The organism is Streptomyces sp. NPDC090442, from assembly GCF_044769405.1.
Lineage (GTDB): Bacteria > Actinomycetota > Actinomycetes > Streptomycetales > Streptomycetaceae > Streptomyces.
In genome coordinates this window covers 26,005-47,187 of record NZ_JBIVXW010000029.1, presented here as the reverse complement: position 1 = coordinate 47,187, position 21,183 = coordinate 26,005, and the positions used below count along the sequence as shown (strand labels likewise).

The 21,183-nt window shown below is 74.0% G+C and carries 18 protein-coding genes; 10 read left to right on the top strand and 8 right to left on the bottom strand.

Annotation, left to right across the window (positions count from 1 at the left end):
* Positions 1-384: protein kinase (locus ACIQU6_RS21230; RefSeq protein ID WP_403483255.1), on the bottom strand; the 384-nt coding region annotated here is incomplete at its 3' end.
* Positions 385-754: 370 nt separating this feature from the next.
* Between ACIQU6_RS21230 and ACIQU6_RS21225 the strand changes: the two genes are divergently transcribed.
* Positions 755-2,176: a PspC domain-containing protein gene (locus ACIQU6_RS21225; RefSeq protein ID WP_403483203.1), complete on the top strand. Its 1,422-nt coding sequence runs from the start codon at positions 755-757 to the stop codon at positions 2,174-2,176.
* Entirely contained in the window at positions 2,173-2,397 is a 225-nt protein-coding gene (locus ACIQU6_RS21220) for a hypothetical protein (RefSeq protein ID WP_403483202.1), read from the top strand. Before ACIQU6_RS21225 ends, ACIQU6_RS21220 begins: the two co-directional genes overlap by 4 nt.
* A gap of 101 nt (positions 2,398-2,498) precedes the next feature.
* Here the strand turns inward: ACIQU6_RS21220 and ACIQU6_RS21215 are convergent, their stop codons facing one another.
* Together ACIQU6_RS21215 and ACIQU6_RS21210 are read right to left on the bottom strand one after the other, a co-directional pair.
* Positions 2,499-3,032: a DoxX family membrane protein gene (locus tag ACIQU6_RS21215; protein WP_403483201.1), complete on the bottom strand. Its 534-nt coding sequence runs from the start codon at positions 3,030-3,032 to the stop codon at positions 2,499-2,501.
* A 400-nt stretch (positions 3,033-3,432) separates the two neighbouring features.
* On the bottom strand, positions 3,433-4,710 hold the full coding sequence (locus ACIQU6_RS21210; protein WP_403483254.1) for a hypothetical protein: 1,278 nt from the start codon (positions 4,708-4,710) through the stop codon (positions 3,433-3,435).
* A 279-nt stretch (positions 4,711-4,989) separates the two neighbouring features.
* Here ACIQU6_RS21210 and ACIQU6_RS21205 point away from each other — a divergent pair, with 279 nt between their 5' ends.
* Together ACIQU6_RS21205 and ACIQU6_RS21200 are read left to right on the top strand one after the other, a co-directional pair.
* On the top strand, positions 4,990-5,679 hold the full coding sequence (locus ACIQU6_RS21205; RefSeq protein WP_403483200.1) for a hypothetical protein: 690 nt from the start codon (positions 4,990-4,992) through the stop codon (positions 5,677-5,679).
* Positions 5,680-5,688: 9 nt separating this feature from the next.
* Positions 5,689-6,447, top strand: coding sequence for a hypothetical protein (locus ACIQU6_RS21200; protein WP_403483199.1), 759 nt, complete (start codon positions 5,689-5,691; stop codon positions 6,445-6,447).
* A gap of 142 nt (positions 6,448-6,589) precedes the next feature.
* On the opposite strand, the gene ACIQU6_RS21195 is transcribed toward ACIQU6_RS21200, so the two are convergent.
* The 3 genes from ACIQU6_RS21195 to guaA all read right to left on the bottom strand — a co-directional run bounded on the left by ACIQU6_RS21195 (position 6,590) and on the right by guaA (position 10,152).
* Positions 6,590-7,375, bottom strand: a complete 786-nt coding sequence (locus tag ACIQU6_RS21195) for a class II aldolase/adducin family protein (protein WP_403483198.1) — start codon at positions 7,373-7,375, stop codon at positions 6,590-6,592.
* 116 nt (positions 7,376-7,491) lie between these two features.
* Positions 7,492-8,379 (bottom strand): 2-hydroxy-3-oxopropionate reductase, encoded by an 888-nt coding sequence (locus ACIQU6_RS21190; RefSeq protein WP_403483197.1) that lies wholly within the window; start codon positions 8,377-8,379, stop codon positions 7,492-7,494.
* A 186-nt stretch (positions 8,380-8,565) separates the two neighbouring features.
* Positions 8,566-10,152: a glutamine-hydrolyzing GMP synthase gene (guaA, locus tag ACIQU6_RS21185; protein ID WP_403483196.1), complete on the bottom strand. Its 1,587-nt coding sequence runs from the start codon at positions 10,150-10,152 to the stop codon at positions 8,566-8,568.
* A gap of 262 nt (positions 10,153-10,414) precedes the next feature.
* Between guaA and ACIQU6_RS21180 the strand changes: the two genes are divergently transcribed.
* Entirely contained in the window at positions 10,415-10,732 is a 318-nt protein-coding gene (locus ACIQU6_RS21180) for a chorismate mutase (RefSeq protein WP_403483195.1), read from the top strand.
* Positions 10,733-11,444: 712 nt separating this feature from the next.
* Here ACIQU6_RS21180 and ACIQU6_RS21175 read toward each other — a convergent pair.
* Positions 11,445-13,325: a GMC oxidoreductase gene (locus ACIQU6_RS21175; RefSeq protein WP_403483194.1), complete on the bottom strand. Its 1,881-nt coding sequence runs from the start codon at positions 13,323-13,325 to the stop codon at positions 11,445-11,447.
* A 140-nt stretch (positions 13,326-13,465) separates the two neighbouring features.
* On the bottom strand, positions 13,466-15,187 hold the full coding sequence (locus tag ACIQU6_RS21170) for a succinic semialdehyde dehydrogenase (RefSeq protein WP_403483193.1): 1,722 nt from the start codon (positions 15,185-15,187) through the stop codon (positions 13,466-13,468).
* 500 nt (positions 15,188-15,687) lie between these two features.
* Here ACIQU6_RS21170 and ACIQU6_RS21165 point away from each other — a divergent pair, with 500 nt between their 5' ends.
* The 5 genes from ACIQU6_RS21165 (at position 15,688) to ACIQU6_RS21145 (ending at position 21,078) form a co-directional block, all read left to right on the top strand.
* Positions 15,688-16,797 carry a hypothetical protein gene (locus ACIQU6_RS21165; protein ID WP_403483192.1) on the top strand — a complete coding sequence of 370 codons (1,110 nt, stop codon included), beginning with the start codon at positions 15,688-15,690 and terminating at the stop codon, positions 16,795-16,797.
* An 86-nt stretch (positions 16,798-16,883) separates the two neighbouring features.
* Positions 16,884-18,101 carry a helix-turn-helix domain-containing protein gene (locus ACIQU6_RS21160; protein WP_403483191.1) on the top strand — a complete coding sequence of 406 codons (1,218 nt, stop codon included), beginning with the start codon at positions 16,884-16,886 and terminating at the stop codon, positions 18,099-18,101.
* A gap of 173 nt (positions 18,102-18,274) precedes the next feature.
* Positions 18,275-18,760, top strand: coding sequence for a hypothetical protein (locus ACIQU6_RS21155; protein WP_403483190.1), 486 nt, complete (start codon positions 18,275-18,277; stop codon positions 18,758-18,760).
* 309 nt (positions 18,761-19,069) lie between these two features.
* Positions 19,070-19,732, top strand: a complete 663-nt coding sequence (locus tag ACIQU6_RS21150; RefSeq protein WP_403483189.1) for a response regulator — start codon at positions 19,070-19,072, stop codon at positions 19,730-19,732.
* Positions 19,733-19,881: 149 nt separating this feature from the next.
* Positions 19,882-21,078, top strand: coding sequence for a sensor histidine kinase (locus ACIQU6_RS21145; RefSeq protein WP_403483253.1), 1,197 nt, complete (start codon positions 19,882-19,884; stop codon positions 21,076-21,078).
* Positions 21,079-21,183: the final 105 nt, after the last annotated feature.

Sequence of the window (21,183 nt, the reverse complement as noted above, 5' to 3'; positions counted from 1 at the left end):
CAGCACGTTGCCCGGCTTGACGTCACGGTGCAACACACCGGCGGAGTGCGCGGCCCGCAACGCGGAAATCATGCCCCGGCCGATCCGGGCGGTCTCCCGGGGCGAGAGGTAAGTGCCGGACTGCGCCGCCTCCTTGATGGCGTCGCCGAGCGTCGAGGAGGGGACGTACTCCATGACGATGCACGGCGACCCCTCGTCGTCCACGACGTCGTGGACGCCGACGACGTTGGGGTGGTTGATCCGCGCCGCGGCCTGCGCCTCACGGGTGGTGCGCTCGTGGCGGGTGGCGAGTTCGTCCGCATCGAGTTGGGGCGAGACGTGCAGGCGTTTCACCGCGACCTGACGCCCCAGGAGCTCGTCCCGGGCCCGCCAGACGGTGCCCATACCGCCTTGGCCTATCCGCTGGACCAGGCGATACCGCCCGGCGACCAGTCGCCCCTCGTCCTCCGACACCGCACGCCCCTCCGGAAACCCGTACGTATTCAGGGCGCAACGATAGTCTTCAGCAGGCCGGAAAAGACCTCCGGCCACCGCCGCGACGAGTCTTTTTCCGGCGCGGGCCGCCGCGCACGCGGCGTGCGCGGCCACTTTCCGGCGGCTCAGGGGCGCCGTTCGACGCCCCACGGCACGCCCCGGAAGACCCCGTTCACGGGGCCCTCTCGGGGAAAACCCCAGGGTCGCTCCGGGGGATCTCAGGGGTCAGCCAGGGTTTTCACCGATACCGCGCGGCCGAGGCCCTTGTCACCATGTCTCCATGAACGATGCACCCACCGCCGCGGAGCCGACGGCCTCCGACCCCGCCGGCCCCACCCCGCCGCGCCCGCCGCTGCGCCGCAGCCGGCGGCACAAGGTCGTCGCGGGCGTGTGCGGCGGCCTGGGCCGGCAGTGGGACGTCGATCCGGTGATCTTCCGGGTCGTGCTCGCCGTGCTGTCCATCGGCGGACTCGGCCTGATCTTCTACGGCTTCGCCTGGCTGATCGTGCCCCTTGAGGGCCAGGAGGAGAACGAGGGTCGCCGGCTGCTCTCCGGCCGGGTCGAGGGCTCGGCGCTGACGGCGCTGCTGTGCGCGCTGGCCGGCTGTGCGCTGTTCCTGACCACGCTCGGCAAGGGCAGCATGATGTCCTTCGCGATCATGGTGACGCTGGCGGTGGCCGGCGCCGCCTACTGGTCGCGGCAGCGCCGCCGGGCGCAGTCCGAGGGCCCGGGCTCCGTGGACGCCGCCACGGCCCAGGCGGTCGCCGACGCCCCGCCGGAGGCCACCGCGCCCCCGGCCCCCAACACCCCTTCCTGGTGGCGCGATCCGCGCACCGAGGCGCTGATGCGCCGCGGCTATCTGTGGGGCCCGGAGGACGCCCGGCTCGACATCACCTACGAGTCCACCCACGGGGCGCCGGCCGACGCGGACGCCGGCCCCGGGCAGCCCGGTGCGGCCCCGGCCTCCCCGGCCGCCGCGCGCACCGCCGCCCCGCCCCGGCCCGTCCGCGGCCGGGCGATCGGCGGGCGGACGTTCGTGCTGGCCGTGCTGGCGGGCACCGGCACCGGCCTCGCCGTGTCCCGGCACGCCGCGCTGGCGCCGTCCCTCCAGGCGGGCCTGGCCTGTGCGTTGGCCGTCTTCGGGCTGGGCATCCTCCTGAGCGCCTGGCTGGGGCGCACCGGCGGCGGCACGGTCTTCCTGATGATGCTGACCGCGGCCCTGCTGGCCGGTGCGACGGCGCTGCCCCCCACCATCACCGCCGACTGGCAGCGCCGCACCTGGACGCCCGCCGCCCCCACCGCCGTCCAACCGCGCTACGCGGTCGGCTCCGGTGAGGTCCGGCTGGATCTCTCCCAACTCCCCCTCACTCCCGGCACGACGGTCCACAGCGCCGCGGAAGTCGGCGCCGGTCGGCTCCAGGTGACGCTGCCGCAGCGCACCACCGCGACGCTCCACCTCTCGCTCGGCGCCGGCGGCATCCAGATGCCGGGCGAGGCGGCCAACGACGTGGAGATCGTCGCCGGGCACCGCGAGCGGACCGTCACACTGGCCGCGGAGGGTCTGAAGAAGGGCGAGCGGCCGCACGGCGCAGTGGAGTTGGACCTCAAGGTCGGCCTCGGCCAGATCGCCGTCGAGCGTGCCGCGCCGGCCCCCTCGGCCACCCCGTCCCCGGCCCAGACCCCCCAGGGAGCCCCCCAGTGAAACGCCATCCCTTCGAGCCGGGCCGTCTGATCACCGGCCTCGCCGCCCTCGTTGTCGGCGTCGGCTACGGCCTCGACGCCGTCGGCCGCTGGCACGCCCCCGGCCCCTGGCTGTTCTTCGCCATCCCGGCCGGCCTGCTGCTCGCCGGCATCACCACCGCCGTCTGGGCCACCGTCCGACGCCACCACCACCGGGACGCCCCGCCCCGGCAGCCGTCATGACGGGCGGCCGGCGGTGGAGCGCCGAGGGGCGGGCGGTAGACGGGCCGGGTCGTGGGCGGCACGCCCCCGCCCGCCCGGCGGAGGCACCCGGGCGCCCTCGCTCACCCGTAGAGCTGCGCCCCGCGCCGGCCGCGGCGGTGGGCGAGTGCGGCGTCGAGCGAGAAGCGGGGTGCGCCGGCCAGCACCAGCGGGGTCCAGGCGATCAGATAGGCGAGGTCGTTGCCGTAGTAGTAGGGGGCGGCGGGCCAGCTCACGGTGAGCCAGAGGGTCAGCGAGATCAGCGCGCCACCGAAGGCCGCCAGCCGGCCCAGCAGCCCCAGCAGCGTCCCGATGCCGACCAACACCTCGCCGCCGGCGAGCGCATAGCCGAAGGCGGCCGGACTGTGCTGCGCCAGCTCCACCAGTTGCGGCAGCGCCGCGGAGTCGTGGACCTGCCGCAGTAGTCCGCCCAGCGAGCCCTTGCCGCCGGCGCTCAGGAAGGCCCGGTCGGTGAGCTTCTGGGTTCCGGCGTAGAGGAAGGTGGCGCCCAGGAAGAGGCGCAGCGGGAGCAGGGCGTGCCGCGCCAGCCCGCCCCGGAGCCCGCCGGGCCGGGTACCGGCAAGGTCGGCGGGGTGCGTGCGGTGTGCGTGGGCCATGACGTCTGCCTCTCCGTTGCCGCCGGGGGCAGCCGATTGTGCCGGGGCCCGCGCGGCTTGGCGAGACGCGTACGCACGGTGGCGCGAGATTCCCCTCCGCATTCCCTCCGGCGTCGCAGGCGGCACCGCCCGGATGGGCCCCCGCCGGCGCCGGCCCCCGCGGCACCGCCCCGCACGAGACGGACGAACACGAAACCGGACGCGCACGAGCCGGACGAACACGAGCCGGACGACCACGAGGCCAGGCGAGAGGCCGGGCGCACACAAGACCGGACGACCACGAGGCGGGGCGAGAGGCCGGTCAACGGGCCCAGGTCACCGTCCAGAGGGGCACCCCCGCGACCGCCGAGCGGGCAATGCCCTCTAAGGCGAAGGGAATTGGCGAGCCGCCACGCTCAGCTCAGTCCTGGACCTCGATCCGATAGGCCCGGGTCTCCGCCCCGGCCGCCGTGATCACCCGGACGTCCACGGGACCCGGCTCCACGTCGACCGGCACGGGCACGGTCAGCACCCCGTCCGTCGGATTGGCGAATCCGCCGGGCACCGGCACCAACGGGACGGGCACGTGGACCCCGCCGATCCGGACGACCGTACGGGCCAGCCGGTCCGGGGTCGCCGCGCCGGGCGGGACGAAGCCGGCGCCGCGGATCTCGATGTCGTCGCCGGTGCGGATCGGGGCGGCGAGGTCGCCGAGCTCCCTGGCGCGCACCACGGAGAGGATCACCGGCCGGCCCCCGGAGACGGCCTTGCCCGCCAGGTACGTCACCGCGGAGAGGGCCGCCAGGACCACCAACACCCAGGGGAGGCCGGGCAGTTGGGTCGGGTCGCCGGCCAGCCGGACCAGGGTGAAGATCAGCACGGCCGCGTTCACCAGCACGTACTGCGCGTCGGTGAAGCTGCCGCGGCCCCCGTCGTCGGCCAGCAGGTCGGCGACCCGCGGCCGGTCGGCCGGCACCTTCTGCACCCGCCCGGCGCGGACCCGCCCGGCGGTCATCCCGTAGGCCAGCACGGCCACCGTGGACCCGATGGCCAACATGGCCAACAGCCCGCCCGAGGGGACCAGTCCGAGCCCGGAGAGCAGGTGGCGCCGGGCATCCGGGCCCGGGCCCAGCGCCAGTTGGACGGCGAGCGTCAGGACGGCGTAGAGCACCGCAGTCACCCAGGCCACGGCCACCGCCCGGGAGGTGGACAGCCGCTGGTCCTCGCCGACCAACGGGGCCAGCGCGCCGCCCTGTTCACGGTGGAGGCGGGCCGCGGCCGTCACCCCGAGCGCCAGCAGGGCGGCCGCGGTCAGCGTGGCCGTGCGCCCCGTCGTCCAGCCGTGCCCGACGGCGGTCAGCGCCTGCCCGAGCAGCAGCGCCAGCACCCCGGCCCAGACGGCCAGCACGGCGCGCAGGCGGGCCGTCGCCGGCCAGGTGGCGCCCTCGGCCGCGCCGCGTTCGGCCAACAGCCTGGCCGACAGGGCGAGTTCGTCGGACACCCACTGCCGGGCGGCACCGGCGGAGTGCGCCAGTCCGGCCGGCACCCCGCGCCCGGCGGCGAACTCCTCGCGCAGCGCGACGAACGCGGCGAGCGCCTGCCGGTGCCCCTCGCGGGCCCCGTGCGGGCACTGTCCGCACCGGCATCCGCCGCCGTCGGAGGGCCTCGCGCCGCCTCCCGGCTCGCTCCTCCCGGCCACCGTGCTCGCCGATTCCACCGACACGTCCGTACCGCCCCGCCGCCGCTCGTATCAACTTCTCTTCGCTAGACGGGAATTGTGCCGTAAACCACCGGGGCGAGAGGTAATCGTCCAGGTCACGGAAGTCCCGTTCGGCATCGGCAGGTTGACGCTCACCTGTGCGCAGGCGGTGTGGCGGCCCGCCGGTGGCCCGGACGCGCTTTCCCCGATGCCCCCCGTTCGGGCGAATCGCCGTCGAGGGACGGCTGTCCGGCCCGGGCGCTGCGCAGACTTCCCGCCGTGCGTGAGATACACGAATCTCCCCGAAACGACGCCGGCGCCGGAGCGCGCCGGCGCTCCCGTGTCCGGCGCGGCGGCCGGTCCGCCGGCCGGCCGCCGTTCGCCACCCTGGTCCGCGCCGCGGCCCTGGCGCTGGCCGCGGCGTCGACGCTCGCGGCGGCGCTGGCCCTGGTCACGTCCCCGCCGGCGGCGGCCCGCCCGGGACCGCTCCAGCGGCCGTCCGGCGACAACTGCGCCTACGCCGGCACCGCTCCACCCGTCCATCTGCCCACCGACTTCCCGATGCCGCCCGGCTGGCACTTCCCCTGCACCCAGCCGACGCACCACCCCCCGCCCCGTCCCACGCCCACACCGGCCCCGCCGCCGCCCCGTCGGAGTGCAACGCCGCGGCCCCACCCGTGGCACACGCCGACCGACCCACCGGCGCCCCGGCCGTCACCACCGGCGCCGCCGCCCGCGCGCCCCACGCCGCCGGCCCCACCACCCCCCTCAACGCCCGCGCAGCTCCTGGAGCTTCCGCGGCCGGCGGCCCGGCACGGCTATGTGCCGCCGGCCCGCCACAAGCCGCACCGCGGGCGCTCCGTGGTGACCAGGATGCTGCTGGTCACCACCCCGGCCGTACTGGCCGGCGTCGCCCTCCGTCCCCGTTCGCGCTCCTCGTCCCGTTCCGCCGGGCGCAGTTCCTCGTAGGAGGTCTCCATGTCGCAATGGCTGGTGTTGACCATCGCCATGGCCGCGGTCTGCGGCGTCGTGCTGTCCATCACCGTCCTCAAGGAGCGCCGGATCGGCGAGGACGACGACCCGTCCGAGACGCCGGACGTGATCGAGTACCTGACGATGATGGTGGGCGTGGTCTACGCGATCGTGCTGGGCCTGGCCATCGCCGGTGTCTGGGAGGCCCGGAGCACCGCCGAGGACACCGTGCGGGCCGAGGCGCAGGCGCTGCACGAGGTCAGCGCGCGGGCCCAGGCGTGGCCGGCGCCCGTACGGGACACCATCCGCGCGGACGCCAACTCCTATGTCAGCTACGTCGTCCACAAGGAGTGGCCGGTGATGGCCGATCGCGGCGAGCTCACCGAGCAGGGCGACGCGCTGCTGGCGAAGGTCCGCTCCGACGTCATCGGCTACCACCCGCGGGACGACTACGAGCGGGAGTCCTACCAGCCCCTCATCGACCAGGTGGCGGCCGCGGACAGCGCGCGGATGGCCCGTTCGGACGCGGCGGAACCGACGCTTCCCGGGGTGGTGTGGTTCGGGCTGATCGTCGGGGGCGTGATCTCGATCGGGGTGATGTTCACGCTCCAGATCAGGCGGTCGGCGCGGGAGTTGCTGATGGCCGGCGTGTTCAGCGCGCTGATCGCCTTCCTGCTCTTCCTCGTCTGGGACTTCGACGCGCCGTTCAGTCGCGGGCTGCCGGCGGCCGTGGATCCGTTCCTGAAGCTCTTCCCGCAGAAGTAGCGGCCCGGGACACCCGATAGGCGCGGGCGGCGCTCACCGGGCCTCTCACGGCCTCGTGAGCGCCGTCCGTCGTATGCGCGGGCCCGGCTCCGCCCTGTCGGTCCGGCGCGAGGGGCTTCCACGGAGATCCGTCAGCGGCGCCCTAGCCGAACATCTCCGGTTCGCGGCGGGCGATCTGCTGGTACAGCGGCTGGTAGTTGATCCATGCGACCAGGTCGCTGCCGAGCTGCTCCCGGGTGCGCACCGCGTCCTGGTGGGCGATCGGCACCGGCTTGCCGGCCGCCTTGGCGGTCAACTGCACCTGGCAGCAGCGCTCCATGGTGAGGAGCCACCAGGCCGCCGCGTCGACCGAGTCGCCGACCGTCAGCAGCCCGTGGTTCCGCAGGATCACGGCCTTGTGCGGTCCGAGCGCGGCGGCGATCCGGCGGGCCTCCTCCTCGTCCACCACCACGCCCGTATAGGCGGGGTAGACGGCGTGGTCCTCGTAGAACGCGCAGACGTCCTGGGTGATCGGGGCCAGCGGCTCCCCCAGGGCGGAGAGCGCGCGCCCGTAGGGGGAATGGCTGTGGGCGACGGCGACGACGTCCGGGCGGGCCCGGTGGATCTGCGCGTGGATCGTGAACGCCGCCTGGTTGACGTGGTGGTGGCCCTCGACGACCTTCCCGTCGCCGTTGACCAGGACCAGGTCGCCGACGGTCAGCAGCGCGAAGGCCAGGCCGAAGGGGTTGACCCAGTAGCAGTCGGCCAACTCCGGGTCCCGCACGGTGAAATGGCCCGAGACGCCCTCGTCGAACCCGTGCCGGCCCAGCAGGCGCACCGCCGCCACCAGGCGCTCCTTGCGGTGCCGCCGCTCCTCCTCGACGCTCTGGTGCGTCGGCGGCATCGCGAAGTAGAGCTGCTCGGGGGGTATCGGGGTCGGCTCCGACATGGTGGTTCTCCTTCCGGGCGCGTGCGGCTCGCGGCGCTCGGGCGGAAGCTACCCCCCGCCTCCGCGAGAGACCAGGCCCGTGCCGCCACCAACCGCGCCGCGCCCCAAGGGCGGCCCTACTGCTCCTGACCGCAGCCGCCGAGCAGTTCCACGCCGCGGAGCAGCGCGGAGTGGTCGAGCGCGCCGTCGCCCCGGGCCACCGCGGAGGCGATGAGCTGGGCGGCGGCGGCACCGACCGGGAGCGGGGCGCCGACGGTGCGGGCGGCGTCGGTGACGATGCCCATGTCCTTGTGGTGGAGTTCCAACGTGAAGCCGGGGGCGTAGGAACGCCGCAGGAGGTTGTCCTTCTTGCGGTTCAGGACGGTGGAGCCGGCCAGGCCGCCGTTGAGGACGTCGAGGGCGGCCGCGAGGTCGACGCCGGACTTCTCCAGGAAGACCACGGCCTCGGCGCACGCCTGGAGGTTGACGGCGACGATGAGTTGGTTGGCGGCCTTGACGGTCTGGCCGGCCCCGTGCGGGCCGCAGTGCACGAGGGTCGTGCCGAGGGCCGCGAGGACGGGCCTGGCGGCGTCGAAGTCGGCCCGCTCACCGCCCACCATGATCGACAGGACGGCCTCGACGGCGCCGGCCTCGCCGCCGGAGACCGGGGCGTCCAGGACCCGGACGCCCTTCTCGGCGGCGTTCCTGGCCAGGTCGACGGAGGTCTGCGGGGTGATCGAGGACATGTCGATCAGCAGGGCGCCGGACCTGGCGTGGGCCAGGATGCCGTCCGGCCCGTAGGCGACCGCCTCGACCTGCGGGGAGGCCGGAACCATGGTGATGACGACGTCCGCGTCGGCGACCGCCTCGGCGATCGACGCGGCCTCCCGGCCGCCCGCGGCGACCAGCGCGCCCGCCTTGCCGGGACTGCGGTTCCACCCGCGCACGGTGTGCCCGGCCTTGGCGAGGTTCACCGCCATGGGACTGCCCATGATGCCGAGGCCGAGGAAACCGATGGTGCTCATAGCGCGCGACCCACTCACTTCCGCATACCGAAGAATTATTACCGTCTAGCGGAAAATATCTTCCGCCCTCGGCCGTCGGTCGTCAACCACCGACCGCCCGCGGCGAACCGGCCCCGCACACGACGAACGCCGCCGCCCGCACACAGCGGGCGACGGCGTTCGTCATCGGGCGTCAGTGGGAGCCGCTCACTCCCACTCGATGGTGCCCGGCGGCTTGCTGGTGACGTCGAGGACGACGCGGTTGACGTCCGCGACCTCGTTGGTGATCCGCGTGGAGATCCGGGCCAGCGCCTCGTACGGCATGCGCGTCCAGTCCGCGGTCATGGCGTCCTCGGACGAGACCGGGCGGAGCACGATCGGGTGGCCGTAGGTGCGGCCGTCACCCTGGACGCCGACCGAGCGCACGTCGGCGAGCAGGACCACCGGGCACTGCCAGATCTCGCGGTCCAGGCCGGCCGCGGTCAGCTCCTCGCGGGCGATGGCGTCGGCCTCGCGCAGCAGGTCCAGTCGCTCCTGCGTGACCTCGCCGACGATGCGGATGCCCAGGCCGGGGCCGGGGAACGGCTGGCGCTGGACGATGGCGTCCGGCAGGCCCAGCTCGGTGCCGACCATCCGGACCTCGTCCTTGAACAGCTGGCGCAGCGGCTCGACGAGCTCGAACTCGATGTCCTCCGGCAGGCCGCCGACGTTGTGGTGCGACTTGATGTTCGCGGTGCCGGTGCCGCCGCCGGACTCGACGATGTCCGGGTAGAGCGTGCCCTGGACCAGGAAGGCCACTTCCTCGCCGTCGGCGCCGGCCTCGGCGACCAGCTCGGCCTGGGCCTGCTCGAAGACCCGGATGAACTCCCGGCCGATGATCTTCCGCTTCTGCTCGGGCTCGGAGACGCCCTTGAGCGCGTTCAGGAACCGCTCGCTGGCGTCAACGACCTTGAGCTGGACGCCGGTGGCGGCCACGAAGTCCTTCTCGACCTGCTCGGTCTCGCCCTTGCGCATCAGGCCGTGGTCGACGTAGACGCAGGTCAGCTGGGAGCCGATGGCCTTCTGGACGAGGGCCGCGGCCACCGCGGAGTCCACGCCGCCGGACAGCCCGCAGATCGCGCGCTTGCTGCCGACCCGCGCGCGGATCGCGGCGACCTGCTCCTCGACCACGGAGGTGGTCGTCCAGCTCGGCTCGATGCCCGCACCGCGGTAGAGGAAGTGCTCCAGGACCTGCTGGCCGTGCGTGGAGTGCATCACCTCGGGGTGGTATTGCACGCCGTAGAGCTTCTTCTCGTCGTTCTCGAAGGCGGCGACCGGGACCAGGTCGGTGGACGCGCTGACCGTGAAGCCCTCGGGGGCCGCGGAGCAGGCGTCGCCGTGCGACATCCACACCGACTGCTCGGCCGGGGTGCCCTCGAAAAGGGTGGATCCGGGCTTGCTGACGCTCAGGGCGGTGCCGCCGTACTCGCGGGCACCGGTGTTGTCGACCGTGCCGCCGAGCGTGGTGGCCATCAGCTGGAAGCCGTAGCACATGCCGAAGACCGGGACCCCGGCCTCGAACAGCGAACGGTCGATGCTGGGGGCACCCTCGGCGTAAACCGACGACGGACCGCCGGAGAGGATGATCGCGCTGGGGTTCTTGGCGAGCATCTCGGCCACCGGCATGGTGGACGGCACGATCTCGCTGTAGACCCGGGCCTCGCGGACCCGACGGGCGATGAGCTGCGCGTACTGTGCGCCGAAGTCGACAACGAGGACGACGTCCGGTGCGGCGGCAGGGGGCGCTGATGGCACTTCGGCGGCCTTCCGGCGGTGTGGAGCAGGGGTTGGACTTTCGATTCTAACGGGCTCATACTGAGCGCCATGTCCAAGCAGCTCAGCTTCGTCTTTACCTATGGCACCGGCCCGTCCGGCTGCCAAGGTCGTGCTGCTTGATCAACTGACAGCGACTTCCCCAGGCGCCCCGGGCCGACCACGGTCCGGGGCGCCTGTTGTCTGTCCGGGACCGGTGCCGGATCCCGCGGCTCCCGGGGCCAGGACCCCAGGAGGAACGGACATGAGCACCAGCAGCGACACCGCGCGACCGACGACCACCCCCGCCGCCCCGGACACCGGCGCGCACACCCCGGAGGCGGCCGGTGTGATCCAGGACGCCCGGCGCCGGATCGACGACCTCGACGGCCGGATCATCGGGCTCGTCCAGGAACGGATGGCGGTCTCCGCGGTCATCCAGCGCGAGCGGATCGCCTCCGGCGGGCGGCGGGTGAACCTCTCCCGCGAGATGGAGGTGCTGGCGCACTACCGCGACCAGCTCGGCCGGCCGGGCACCGCGCTGGCGATGACCTTGCTGGAGCTGTGTCGGGGCCGGGTCTGACGGCCGGGCCGGAAGGGCGGGCCCAACGGCGGTCCGGCGGCCGGATCCGGCCGGTCGCGCGGCCGGTGCGGATGGGATGCGAGTGGGGGCCCGGCTGGAACTGAGTTCGGTTGCCGACTCACCCGTACGGCGCGTGACCGGGCCCGGAGAGGCTTCGTTGTTCCCGGTGCCACGCCAGCCAGACGTGGCCTGCAGGACTACGCGTAGACGCCGCCCCACGGGCGGAAAACCGGAGCGATGAGACGTCGGCCGCTGGCAGCGGCCCGCGTCGTGGGACCTCGCTCCGGTCCGTGACCGGTCAGCAGGGGACAGCAGCCCGGTCACACCGATGGGGTGGTCGGTCCTGGGGACGCCCGGGACCGACCGCATCCCGCCGAAACGGTTGCGCCAGGTGAGGCGCATCCAGGACGATGCTTGACGCACCACAGACCGCTTCCGGTACGGACCTTTGCCGCGCACGCCATTGGTCCACACCAGTTGCCGAGCGGTCCCGCGCACCACTTCCCCACCACGTCTCGCACCGCATGCGCACCACTCCGCAACACCGCACCACCGCACCCCTCTTGATGAGCCAGCGGCGCTACCCCCCCCCCCAGCGCCGCCTGTCGGTGCCGGCGCTGCCCTGACGTCGGCACCGAACGCCAAGGGCCCCGTGGCCTCCGCATCCCCCCGCGGAGGAGTTCGCGGGGCCCTTCGCCGTGCCGGGTGGGCGCTACGGCTTCTTCGGCGGGACCGAAGGGACCGGCAGGAACGGCAGGTTGAGCGCGCCGAAGGCCGCGCGGGGCACGGCCGGGCGGACCGGCTCGACCGGCGCCACCCGCTCGTACGGCCGCCCCGGGGCCGGGCGCGGGTCCGCCTCGCCCTTGTTGGGCCACAGGGACATAGCGCGCTCGGCCTGGGCGGTGATGGTCAGGGACGGGTTGACGCCGAGGTTGGCGGAGACCGCGGCGCCGTCGACGACCGAGATGCCCGGGTGGCCGTAGAGGCGGTGGTAGGGGTCGATGACACCGTGGTCGGCGTCCGCACCGATCGGGCAGCCGCCGAGGAAGTGCGCGGTGAGCGGGGTGCCCATCAACTCGCCGACGTTGCTGCCCGGGAAGCCGTTGATCTCGCGGGCGAGCAGGGTGGCGGCCTCGGTGGCCTCGGGGATCTGGTTGGGGTTGGGGGCGCCGTGGCCCTGCCGGGCGGTGAGCAGGCCCTTCCCCAGGCCGCCCGGTTTCCGGTACGTGGTCAGGGAGTTGTCCAGGGACTGCATCACCAGGCCGATGATGCTGCGCTCGGACCAGCGGCGGTTGGAGAGCGAGCGGACCGCCAGCATCGGGTGGCGGACCATGTTGCCGACCCAACCCCGGACCCGCCCGGCCGGTCGGTACGGCACCTGGAGGAGCGTCAGACTCCCCATGGAGTTGGAGCCCTTGCCGTAGCGGACCGGCTCGATGTGGGTGTTCTCGTTGGGATGGATGGACGAGGTGATCGCGACGCCCTTGGTGAAGTCGGCGCGGCCGGCCCCGTGTTGCTTCCGGTAGCGGCGGTCGGTGGTCTGGGCGCCCACCAGGGCCTCGGAGTTGGTGCGGGTCAGCGTGCCGAGGCGGTCGGAGAGGTACGGCAGCTGCCGGCTGTCCTTCATGCGGTGCAGCAGCGTCTGGGTGCCGTAGGTGCCGGCGGCGAGGACCACCCGGCGGGCGGTGAACGTCCGCCCGCCCGTCGCCCGGCCACCACCCCGCGCCGCACCTCCCCGTCGGCCCTTCTTGTTGTCGGTGGGCAGCGTCTTGACCGCGAAGCCGCCGCGGGAGTCCTCGGTGACGGCGACGACCGAGGTCATCGGGTGGATCACCGCGCCGGCCCGCTCGGCGAGGTGGAGATAGTTCTCGTTGAGGGTGTTCTTGGCGCCGTGCCGGCAGCCGGTCATGCACTCGCCGCACTCGGTGCACGCCCGGCGGGACGGGCCCGCGCCACCGAAGTACGGGTCGGGGACCTCCGCGCCCGGCTTCGCCCTGGTCGTGCCGTCGGCGTCCGCGCCGTCGCCGAAGAACACCCCGACCGGCGCCATGTGGAAGGAGTCGCCGACGCCCATCTCCCGGGCGGTCGCCTTCAGATGGACGTCGGAGGGGGTCATGGTCGGATTGAGCCGCACCCCGAGCATCCGCCGGGCCTGGTCGTAGTACGGGTCCAACTCCCGCTGCCAGTCGGTGATGTCGCGCCACTGGGGGTCGTCGAAGAACGCCTTCGGGGGGACGTAGAGGGTGTTGGCGTAGTTCAGCGAGCCGCCGCCGACGCCGGCGCCGGCCAGCACCATCACGTTGCCCAGGAGGTGGATGCGCTGGATGCCGTAGAGGCCGAGGGCGGGGGCCCACAGGTAGTTCTTCAGGTCCCAGGAGTTCTTCGGCAGGGTCTCGCGGGTGAAGCGGCGGCCGGCTTCGAGGACGGCGACGCGGTAGCCCTTCTCGGTCAGACGGAGGGCGGAGACGGAGCCGCCGAAGCCGGAGCCGACGACGATGACGTCGTAGTCGTATGCGTGGTCGTCGGGGGTCTGCCCGGTGGCGGCGAACTCGCCGTTCGGGGCTTGGTGGGGGGAAGCGTTGTCCTGTGGCACCGGTACCTCCGTGTCCGTCTTCGGGGCTCCGCCCCGGACCCCGCTCCCGCCACGCCGGAGGGGCTGGTTTCCGGGCTCCGCCGCCGGCCCTGCTCCGCAGGCGCGGCGGGGCTGAGATGTTGCGGGACGCATCGTTCGGTTCAGCGAAGGCGGAGGGCCTTCATCGCGCGCAGGCTGAGGGTCATGAAGGCGGCGTACTTCTCGTCGTTCATGCCGAAGGCCGGGGCCATGGGCATCAGGCGTTGCTGGGCGACGGTCTGTGCCTCGGTGTACTTGAGGATGCCCTCGGAGCCGTGTCGGCGGCCCAGGCCCGAGTCGCCCATGCCGCCCATCGGCGACTGCACGCTGCCGTAGCCGGCCGCGTAGGACTCGTTGACGTTGACGGTGCCGGTGCGCAGCCGTGCCGCGAGCGCCCGGCCGCGCCGGCCGTCCTTGGTCCAGACGCTGGAATTCAGGCCGTAGGGCGTGGCGTTGGCGCGGGCCACCGCCTCGTCCTCGTCGCGGAAGCGGTAGACCGACACGACCGGGCCGAAGGTCTCCTCGCCGCAGACGGCCATCGGTGTCTCGACGCCGTCCAGGATGGTCGGCTCGTAGAAGAGCGGGCCGATGTCGGGGCGGGGGCGGCCGCCGGCGAGCACCCGGGCGCCCTTGGCCACCGCCTCCTCGACGTGCCGGGTGACGGTCTCCAACTGGCGCGGGCCGACCAGCGAGCCCATGTCGGCGCCGTAGGCGAGGGCGTTGCCCAGCCGCATCGCCTTGGTGCGGGCCACGAACCGCTCGACGAACGCATCGGCGACCGACTCGTGGACGTAGAGCCGCTCGATGGAGATGCACAACTGGCCCGCGGAGGAGAAGCAGCCGCGGACGGCGCCGGCGGCGGCCTTGTCCACGTCGGCGTCGCGCAGCACCAACATGGCGTTCTTGCCGCCGAGTTCGAGGGAGACGCCGACGAGCCGGGCGGCGGCGCCCTGGGCGACCTCGCGGCCGGTGCGGGTGGAGCCGGTGAACGAGACGTAGTCGGCGTGCCGGACGACCTCCGGGCCGATCACCGGGCCCTCGCCGAGCACCACCTGCCAGACGTCCTCCGGGAGGCCCGCCTCGATCAGTTGCTCACGGGCCCACAGGGCGGTCAGCGCGGTCTCGGTGTCGGGCTTCATCACCACGGCGTTGCCGGCGACGAAGGCCGGCAGGGCGTCGCCGACGGTGAGCTCGAAGGGGTAGTTCCAGGGGGCGATCTGCCCCACCACGCCGCGCGGCTGCCGGAGTTCGGTGACCTTGGTCAGGGTCGGGACGACGCCGGTGTGGCCCTTGGGGCGGAGGTAGGCGGGGGCCTTGCGGCCGTAGTGGCGGGCGGCGACGGCGACCGCCTGCACCTCCTCGTGGGCGTGCAGCCGCGCCTTGCCGGTCTCCAACTGGATCAGGTCCAGCACCTCGGCCTGCCGGCGCAGGACCAGGTCGTGGAAGCGGAGCAGGACCGCGGCGCGCTGCCTGACCGGGACCCTCGCCCAGCGCTCCTGGGCGGCGCGGGCCCGCTCGAAGGCGGTGGTCACGTCCTCGGGGGTGGACTCGGGCAGGTCCGCCAACTTCTCGCCGGTGAACGGGGCGTGGTTGGCGGTCGCGCCGCTGCCGACCACGGCGCGGGTGAGGCGGGCGGCCACCTCCGGGGGGACGACGTCCGCGGCGGTACGGGTGCCGGGCGCGGCGACGGCGACCGGGTTGCCGTCCTTGTGGGGCGCGGCGGGCGCGACCGGATCGGCCTCCGTGCCGGGCGCGGTGGGGGCCTCGGGAGGCGTCGTGGACGCCGGGGCGTCCTGGGGTGCCGCGTCGGAGGTGGCCGTTCCGGTGTCCTGCGAGTCCGTCATGCGGGCGAGCGTATTCGTCCGGGACCGCTTTGTGTACCCGGCGGTAACAGGTTTTCCCGCCCTGCCCACCATCGCGCCAGTATTTGCTGGCCGCAAGGGGGGTGGGCTGGGGGGATGGACCGGAGGCGGGACGGGAGCGGGCGGCTCTCGGTCGCCGGTGGGCGGCCGCGCCCCGGGACGGGCATCCGGCGCGGCCGCCCGGGACGAACTCCCGGCGTCCGGCGCGGAGTCCGTCGCGGGCGGGCCGGAGCCGGCCGGTGACCACCACGACGTCAACGCCGCGCGACCACCCGCGTCAACACCCCGCCCTCTACAGGCCGTTAGCCCTTTCCGCACGCCATCGCACCACCACCGCCGTAAACCCACCACCCACGTTGATCAACTCGCGACACACGGAGCGGAACCTCCCCCGCCCTTCCGGCCGTCCTTGACACAGTGAGGCGGCGGCTACGGCGGCGACGCCGGTACGACAACGGGCGGCACGGGAACGGGGATCGGGCATGGTCATGCGGGACGGCGACGCACTGGACGTCCGTCCGGGCGGGGATCCGACCCGCGCCGCACCCCGGCACCACGCCGCGTACCACACCACCGCGTTCTCCCTCGCCCTCTACGCCGTCGCGCTCGCCGCCTGGACGGTGTACGGCATCGTCCAAGGGGACGGTTCGGTCTGGGACTTCGTCGAGGGGCTGTTCAATCCTGGCGCCGCCCCCGCGTCCCAGTTGGTCGGCCCCTACGAGTGGGCCTTCGCCGCGGCGTTCCTCGCGACCGCCGGCCTGGCCGTCGCGCACCGCCGGCCGGCCCGCAGCGCCGCCCTGTTCTGCGGGTTCTTCCTGCTGGCCGTCACGCTGCGGGAGGTGGTCGGCCTCTCCGACGCCGCCTACCGGGACCAGTACGCCACCGATCCGCTCGGCGGCTGGGCGCTTGCCACCCGGGCGCTGGGACTGGTGGTCGCGGTGGTCGTCCTGACGAAGATGTTCCCGGCGAAGGAGACGGCGGAGGCGGCGAAGACGCGGTCCGTGGCGGGGCGTTGGCGCCGCCCCCGGGCCGAGGGGGCCGCCCCGGTTACCTCGACCCTCCTGGCCACGCCGGACGCCCCGGCCCCCTCCCCCTGCCGCCGGGACCGTCGGCTCGCGCGCATCTGCGGCGCCCTCTTCCTGGTCATGGGCGTGGCCCGGCTCTCCTGGACCGCGTACGACCTGACGTCCGCCGGGGTGGAGGCCGCCCGCCGCTACCTCCGCGGGGCGGTGGACGGCTCGGTCCTGGGCACCCTCAATCTGGCCACCTCCAGCGAATTCACCACCCTCGGCTCGGTGCTGGGCTTCCTCGTGCTGGGCGTGCTGGCCTGCCGCGCCCGCCACGACGTCCGCGGCGCGCTGCTCGTCTTCGCCGCGGTCGAGCTCTACCTCACCGTCCGCACGGTGGTCTGGCTGACCGTCACCGACTTCTTCAACCAGTCCTTCGCCACCCCCGACGGCGCGCTCTACATGGCCACCACGGCGTTCGGCCTGGCCGCGATGACGTCGGTGCTGGTGCTGGCGATGGGACACGGCCTGGAACGGGGCGAGGGCGTCGTCGACGGGGCGGGGACGGCGGGCGGGGAGGGGTAGTCCGACGGGCGGCTCCAATCGCTGGCGCAACACCCCCGCGCCCGCAGGCGTAGCGTGGTCGCTACGTCCGTCTGGCGGGAGTGGCCATGGAGTTGTTCCACGAGGAGCCCGGCATCGGGGACCGCATCGCCCGACTGCGCGCCCGGCGCAGACTGACGCAGGAAGGGCTCGCCGAACGGGCCGGGCTGTCCGTCGACGTCGTACGCAAGTTGGAGCAGGGCGCGCGCCGGACGGCCCGGCTGAGCACGCTCAACTCCCTTGCCAGAGCGCTGGACGTGGAGCCGTCCGCGCTCGTCGGCAAGCCGACGACCTTCGAGGTCCGCGGGGATGGCGAGCAGCCGTCCGTCCTGGCGCTGCGCCAGGCCGTCGCCCCGGTGTCCGAGCTCCTCGGCGAGGACCCCGATCCCGAGGACCCGCCGGACATCGCGGCGCTGCAGACGGCACTGCGCTCGACGGAGCGCATCCGCAGGGAGGGCCGGATGGCCGAAATCGGCGCCCTGCTGCCGCAGTTGATCAACGACGCCAAGGCGACCGCACACGCCTCCACCGGGTGCCGGGCCGCCGCGGCCCATTCCGTGCTGGCCGAGGCGTACCAGGTCGCCGCGACGACACTGGCGGCGTTGGGCAAGGAGGACGCCGCGTTCACCGCGCTCGAACGCGCCAGGACGGCGGCCGCCAAGGGGGACGACCCCCATCTGGAGACCGTCGGCCTCTCCAGCCTCGCCTGGGTCCTGACCAAACAGGGGCGGTTGGCGGACGCCGAACGCGTCGCGCTCAGGGCGGCCGAGCGGATCGAACCCGGCTTCCGCTCCGCACCGCTCGAACTGGCGCTGTGGGGCATCCTGCTGCTCCGCGCGGCGACGGCGGCGGTCCGCTCGGAACGCCGGGACACCGTCCACGACCTGCTCAACCTGGCGGGCGCGGCGGCGGCCCGGCTCGGCACGGACCGGCTCGACTATGCGACGCCGTTCGGACCCACCAACATGGGGGTGGCGAAGGTCAACTTCCTTGTGGAGATGGAAGACAGCGCGGAGGCCCTGCGCACCGCGCGCACCGTGCCGGAACTGCAGGCGCTGCCGCCCACGTGGCGGGCGCGGTTCCATGTCGACCGCGCCCTGGCCCACGCCGACCTGGATCAGGACGACGGGGCGGTGACGGCCCTGCTCACCGCCGAGCGCATCGCCCCGGAATGGATGCGGTACCACTCCACCAGCCTGCGCCTGGTGTCCGAACTCCGCGGCCGGGAAAGGCGCCGGGCCTCTCCGTTGACGGCACTCGCCGATCGGCTGGACCTCGACGCGTAGCGCACCGCCTCCCCAGAGGGCGGGTAGGGCACGGCGTCCTACCCGGCATGCAAAGTGGCACAGGGCGTCACTGTCCGGGCGAACCGCGCCCGCCTAGCGTGGCGGGCGCGTCGAAGACGACGGCCCCGGGCCGCGCCGGCCCGGTCACGCTCACCCCAAGAAAGCAGGCTGACGTGCCGCACCGTTCCGACCGGAATGCCCGAACTGCCGAAACTGTCCGCCCCGCCCGTACCGTTGGCCGGCTGCTCCCCTGGGTCGGCGCCGACGACCAGCCCTGCTACCTCCTCACCGACCTCGCCGGCGACGGCCCCGTCTCCCGGCACGTGGACCGGATCGAGGCGCTCCAACTGGCCATGAGCCTCGGGCTGCTGGACCACGCCGAGCCCCTCATCGACGACCCGTCGGCCGACGCCGGACAGCTCCGCTTCCTGGCCGCGCAGTTGCTCGCCGCCCTACGGGACGCCGTATGGATCGCGGAGAGCCGGGGCGAACGGCTGGCCCAGTACCGGCAGTCGACGGATGCCGAGGACGCGGCGGAGGAGGCGGGAGATGCCGAGGGGGCGTCCGGGGCCGGCGACGGCGGTGACGAGGCGGAGCCCGCGGCGTTCGGGGGCGACGGCAGCGGGGGCGGCGGCGACGGGGCCTCGTGGACCCCGTGACCGGGGTTGAGGAAGGTCCCCTCCGGGCCCGCCCCCGCACGCCGGGACGTCCGTCGCGTGTGGGGGCCGCGGCGGCCGTCGATGTGAGCTGCAACGCGTCCCGGGCTTGTGGCCTCTTCAGTGGTGCAGCATGAGAACCACTCTGCCCGCGGGGTCCGCCCCGCGCCATCGTCCGCAGGTCGGGCGAGGACCCCCGCCGGTCGGCGGGGGTGCGGGGCCCTCCTGAGGGGGACCCGGAGGCGGGGACGGAGTCGCGCAGCGCCGGGCGGTTCCGGGGCTCGAACGATGCGTGGAAGAAAGGGGCGGCCGGTGATCCGTGTCGCTGTGGTGGACGACGAACGGCTCGTCAGGTCCGGACTGCGGATGATCCTGGGGACCGCCCCGGACATCGAGATGGTCGCGGACTGCGGCGGCGCGGAGGCCGTGGAGACCGTGCTGAGCTGCGCGGCCGAGGTCGTCCTGCTCGACATCCGGATGCCGGACGTGGACGGCCTGACCGTGCTCCGGGAGCTGCGGGCCGCCCCGGAGCCGCCCACCGTGGCGATGCTCACCACCTTCGACGCCCAGGAGTACCTGACGGCCGCACTGCGGGAGGGCGCGGCGGGCTTCCTGCTCAAGGACTCCGACCCCGAGCAACTGGTGCGGGCGGTGCGGACGCTGGCGGCCGGCGGCAGCGTGCTGGACCCCGGGGTGACCCGGGCGGTGATCGGCGGCTATCTGACCGCCGAGGACCAGGCGGCCGCGGCCCGGGCGGTGAGCGGGCTGACGCCGCGCGAGTCGCAGGTGCTGGCGCTGCTGGGCGAGGGCCTGGGCAATGCGCAGATCGCGGAGCGGATGGGGCTGGCGCCCAGCACGGTCAAGGACCATGTCCGGGCATTGCTGGCCAAATTGGGCGGAATCAACCGCGTCCAGGCGGCTATCGTCGCCGACCGGGCGGGCCTGGTGGCCGGCGTCCCCCGGGGGACGTGGTGATATCCGGCCGGAAGCCCGGGGGAAGACGGGACCTCGGGAAGGGGCGGGCAACGGGGACAGGCCCGGTGCCCGTTGGGGACCCGGGCACCGGCCGCCGACCCGCCCGCCATCCCGTCCGCCGGCTCGCCCGTGGCCCGTTGGGACGGCGGTTGCGCCGGATCGGTCCCGTACTGGTGCCGGTGCTGCTGGCGATCGCCGACGCGCTGCTCGTCAACGGCCTGGAGATGGCCCTGGAGCTGGCCGTCTCGGTGGTCGCGGCGACCGCCCTGCTGCTGCGGCGCCGCTGGCCGCTGCTGGTGTTCCTGGTGACCCTCCCGGGGCTCTACATCGGCTACATCTGGTTCGCGCCGATGATCGCCCTCTACACCCTGGCCGCGCTGCGGCCCGGCCGGACCCGGCTCGGCGTCTGCGCGCTGCTGCTGGTCGCCGCGCACTTCCTGCCGTACCCGATCTCGGACTTCGAACCGACCGCGTACCGGGAGAACACCCTGGTCCTGATCGACGCCTGCGTGACCTCCGCGGCCCCGATCGCGCTCGGCCTCCTGGTCCGGACCCGCCGCGAACTCGCCTCCCGGGTCGACGACTTGACCCGCAGCCTACGCCGCGAGGACCGGTTGCTGGCGGAGCGGGTGAAGGCCACCGAACGGGCCCGGCTGGCCCGCGAGATGCACGACGTGGTGGCCCACCAGGTCAGCCTGATCAGCCTCCAGGCCGGCGCCGTGCAGGTCAGCACGGCGGACGAGGCGGCGCGCAGCGGGGCCCGGACCATCCGGGAGCTGTCCGTGCGCACGTTGGAGGAGCTGCGGCACATGGTCGGCGTGCTGCGGGCGGCCGGCGGCGACGCCCGGGAGACCGCCGAACTGGCGCCGCAGCCGGACCTCGACGAGCTGCCGCGGCTGATCGAGATGAGCGCGCTGGACGTGACGTACGAGGGGCTGTGCGCGGCGGACGGGGCCCCGGAGGAGGCGGCTCCGGTCGGGGCGGACGCGGGCCGTCCGCGCGGCGCCCGGACGGTCGAGCGGGCCGCCTTCCGCACCGTCCAGGAGGCGCTCACCAACGTCCGCAAGCACGCCCCGGGGGCGCGGGTGCGGGTCCGGGTCGACGCGGTGGAGCTGACGGCACCGGACGACGTGGGTGCGGCGGCGCGGGCGCGGGAAGGGTTGCGGGTGGAGATCCGCAACGGGCCGGCGGACGCGGCGGCGCCGGTCCCCGCGCTCCCGGGCGGCGGGCACGGGCTGGTGGGGCTCCGCGAACGCGCGCAGAGCCTCGGCGGCACGCTGGAGGCGCACCCCACGGCCGAGGGCGGCTTCGTCGTGCGGGCGGAATTCCCGTACGGGGTGGGGTGATCGGGCGGGCGGTCGACAACCGGGGGCGGGAGGTGGCCCGTTAGGGCGCGGCGGGCGGGTAGCGGGAGACGGGCAGGCGTCGACGGCGACCCTCCAGCAGGCCGC

Bases quoted from the DNA above. Each gene is read 5' to 3' on its own strand.
- ACIQU6_RS21190 (WP_403483197.1), bottom strand. From the start codon at position 8,379: ATGAGCACCATCGGTTTCCTCGGCCTCGGCATCATGGGCAGTCCCATG.
- ACIQU6_RS21180 (WP_403483195.1), top strand. From the start codon at position 10,415: ATGAGCACCAGCAGCGACACCGCGCGACCGACGACCACCCCCGCCGCC.
- ACIQU6_RS21215 (WP_403483201.1), bottom strand. From the start codon at position 3,032: ATGGCCCACGCACACCGCACGCACCCCGCCGACCTTGCCGGTACCCGG.
- ACIQU6_RS21165 (WP_403483192.1), top strand. From the start codon at position 15,688: ATGGTCATGCGGGACGGCGACGCACTGGACGTCCGTCCGGGCGGGGAT.
- ACIQU6_RS21225 (WP_403483203.1), top strand. From the start codon at position 755: ATGAACGATGCACCCACCGCCGCGGAGCCGACGGCCTCCGACCCCGCC.
- ACIQU6_RS21170 (WP_403483193.1), bottom strand. From the start codon at position 15,187: ATGACGGACTCGCAGGACACCGGAACGGCCACCTCCGACGCGGCACCC.
- ACIQU6_RS21160 (WP_403483191.1), top strand. From the start codon at position 16,884: ATGGAGTTGTTCCACGAGGAGCCCGGCATCGGGGACCGCATCGCCCGA.
- ACIQU6_RS21195 (WP_403483198.1), bottom strand. From the start codon at position 7,375: ATGTCGGAGCCGACCCCGATACCCCCCGAGCAGCTCTACTTCGCGATG.
- ACIQU6_RS21200 (WP_403483199.1), top strand. From the start codon at position 5,689: ATGTCGCAATGGCTGGTGTTGACCATCGCCATGGCCGCGGTCTGCGGC.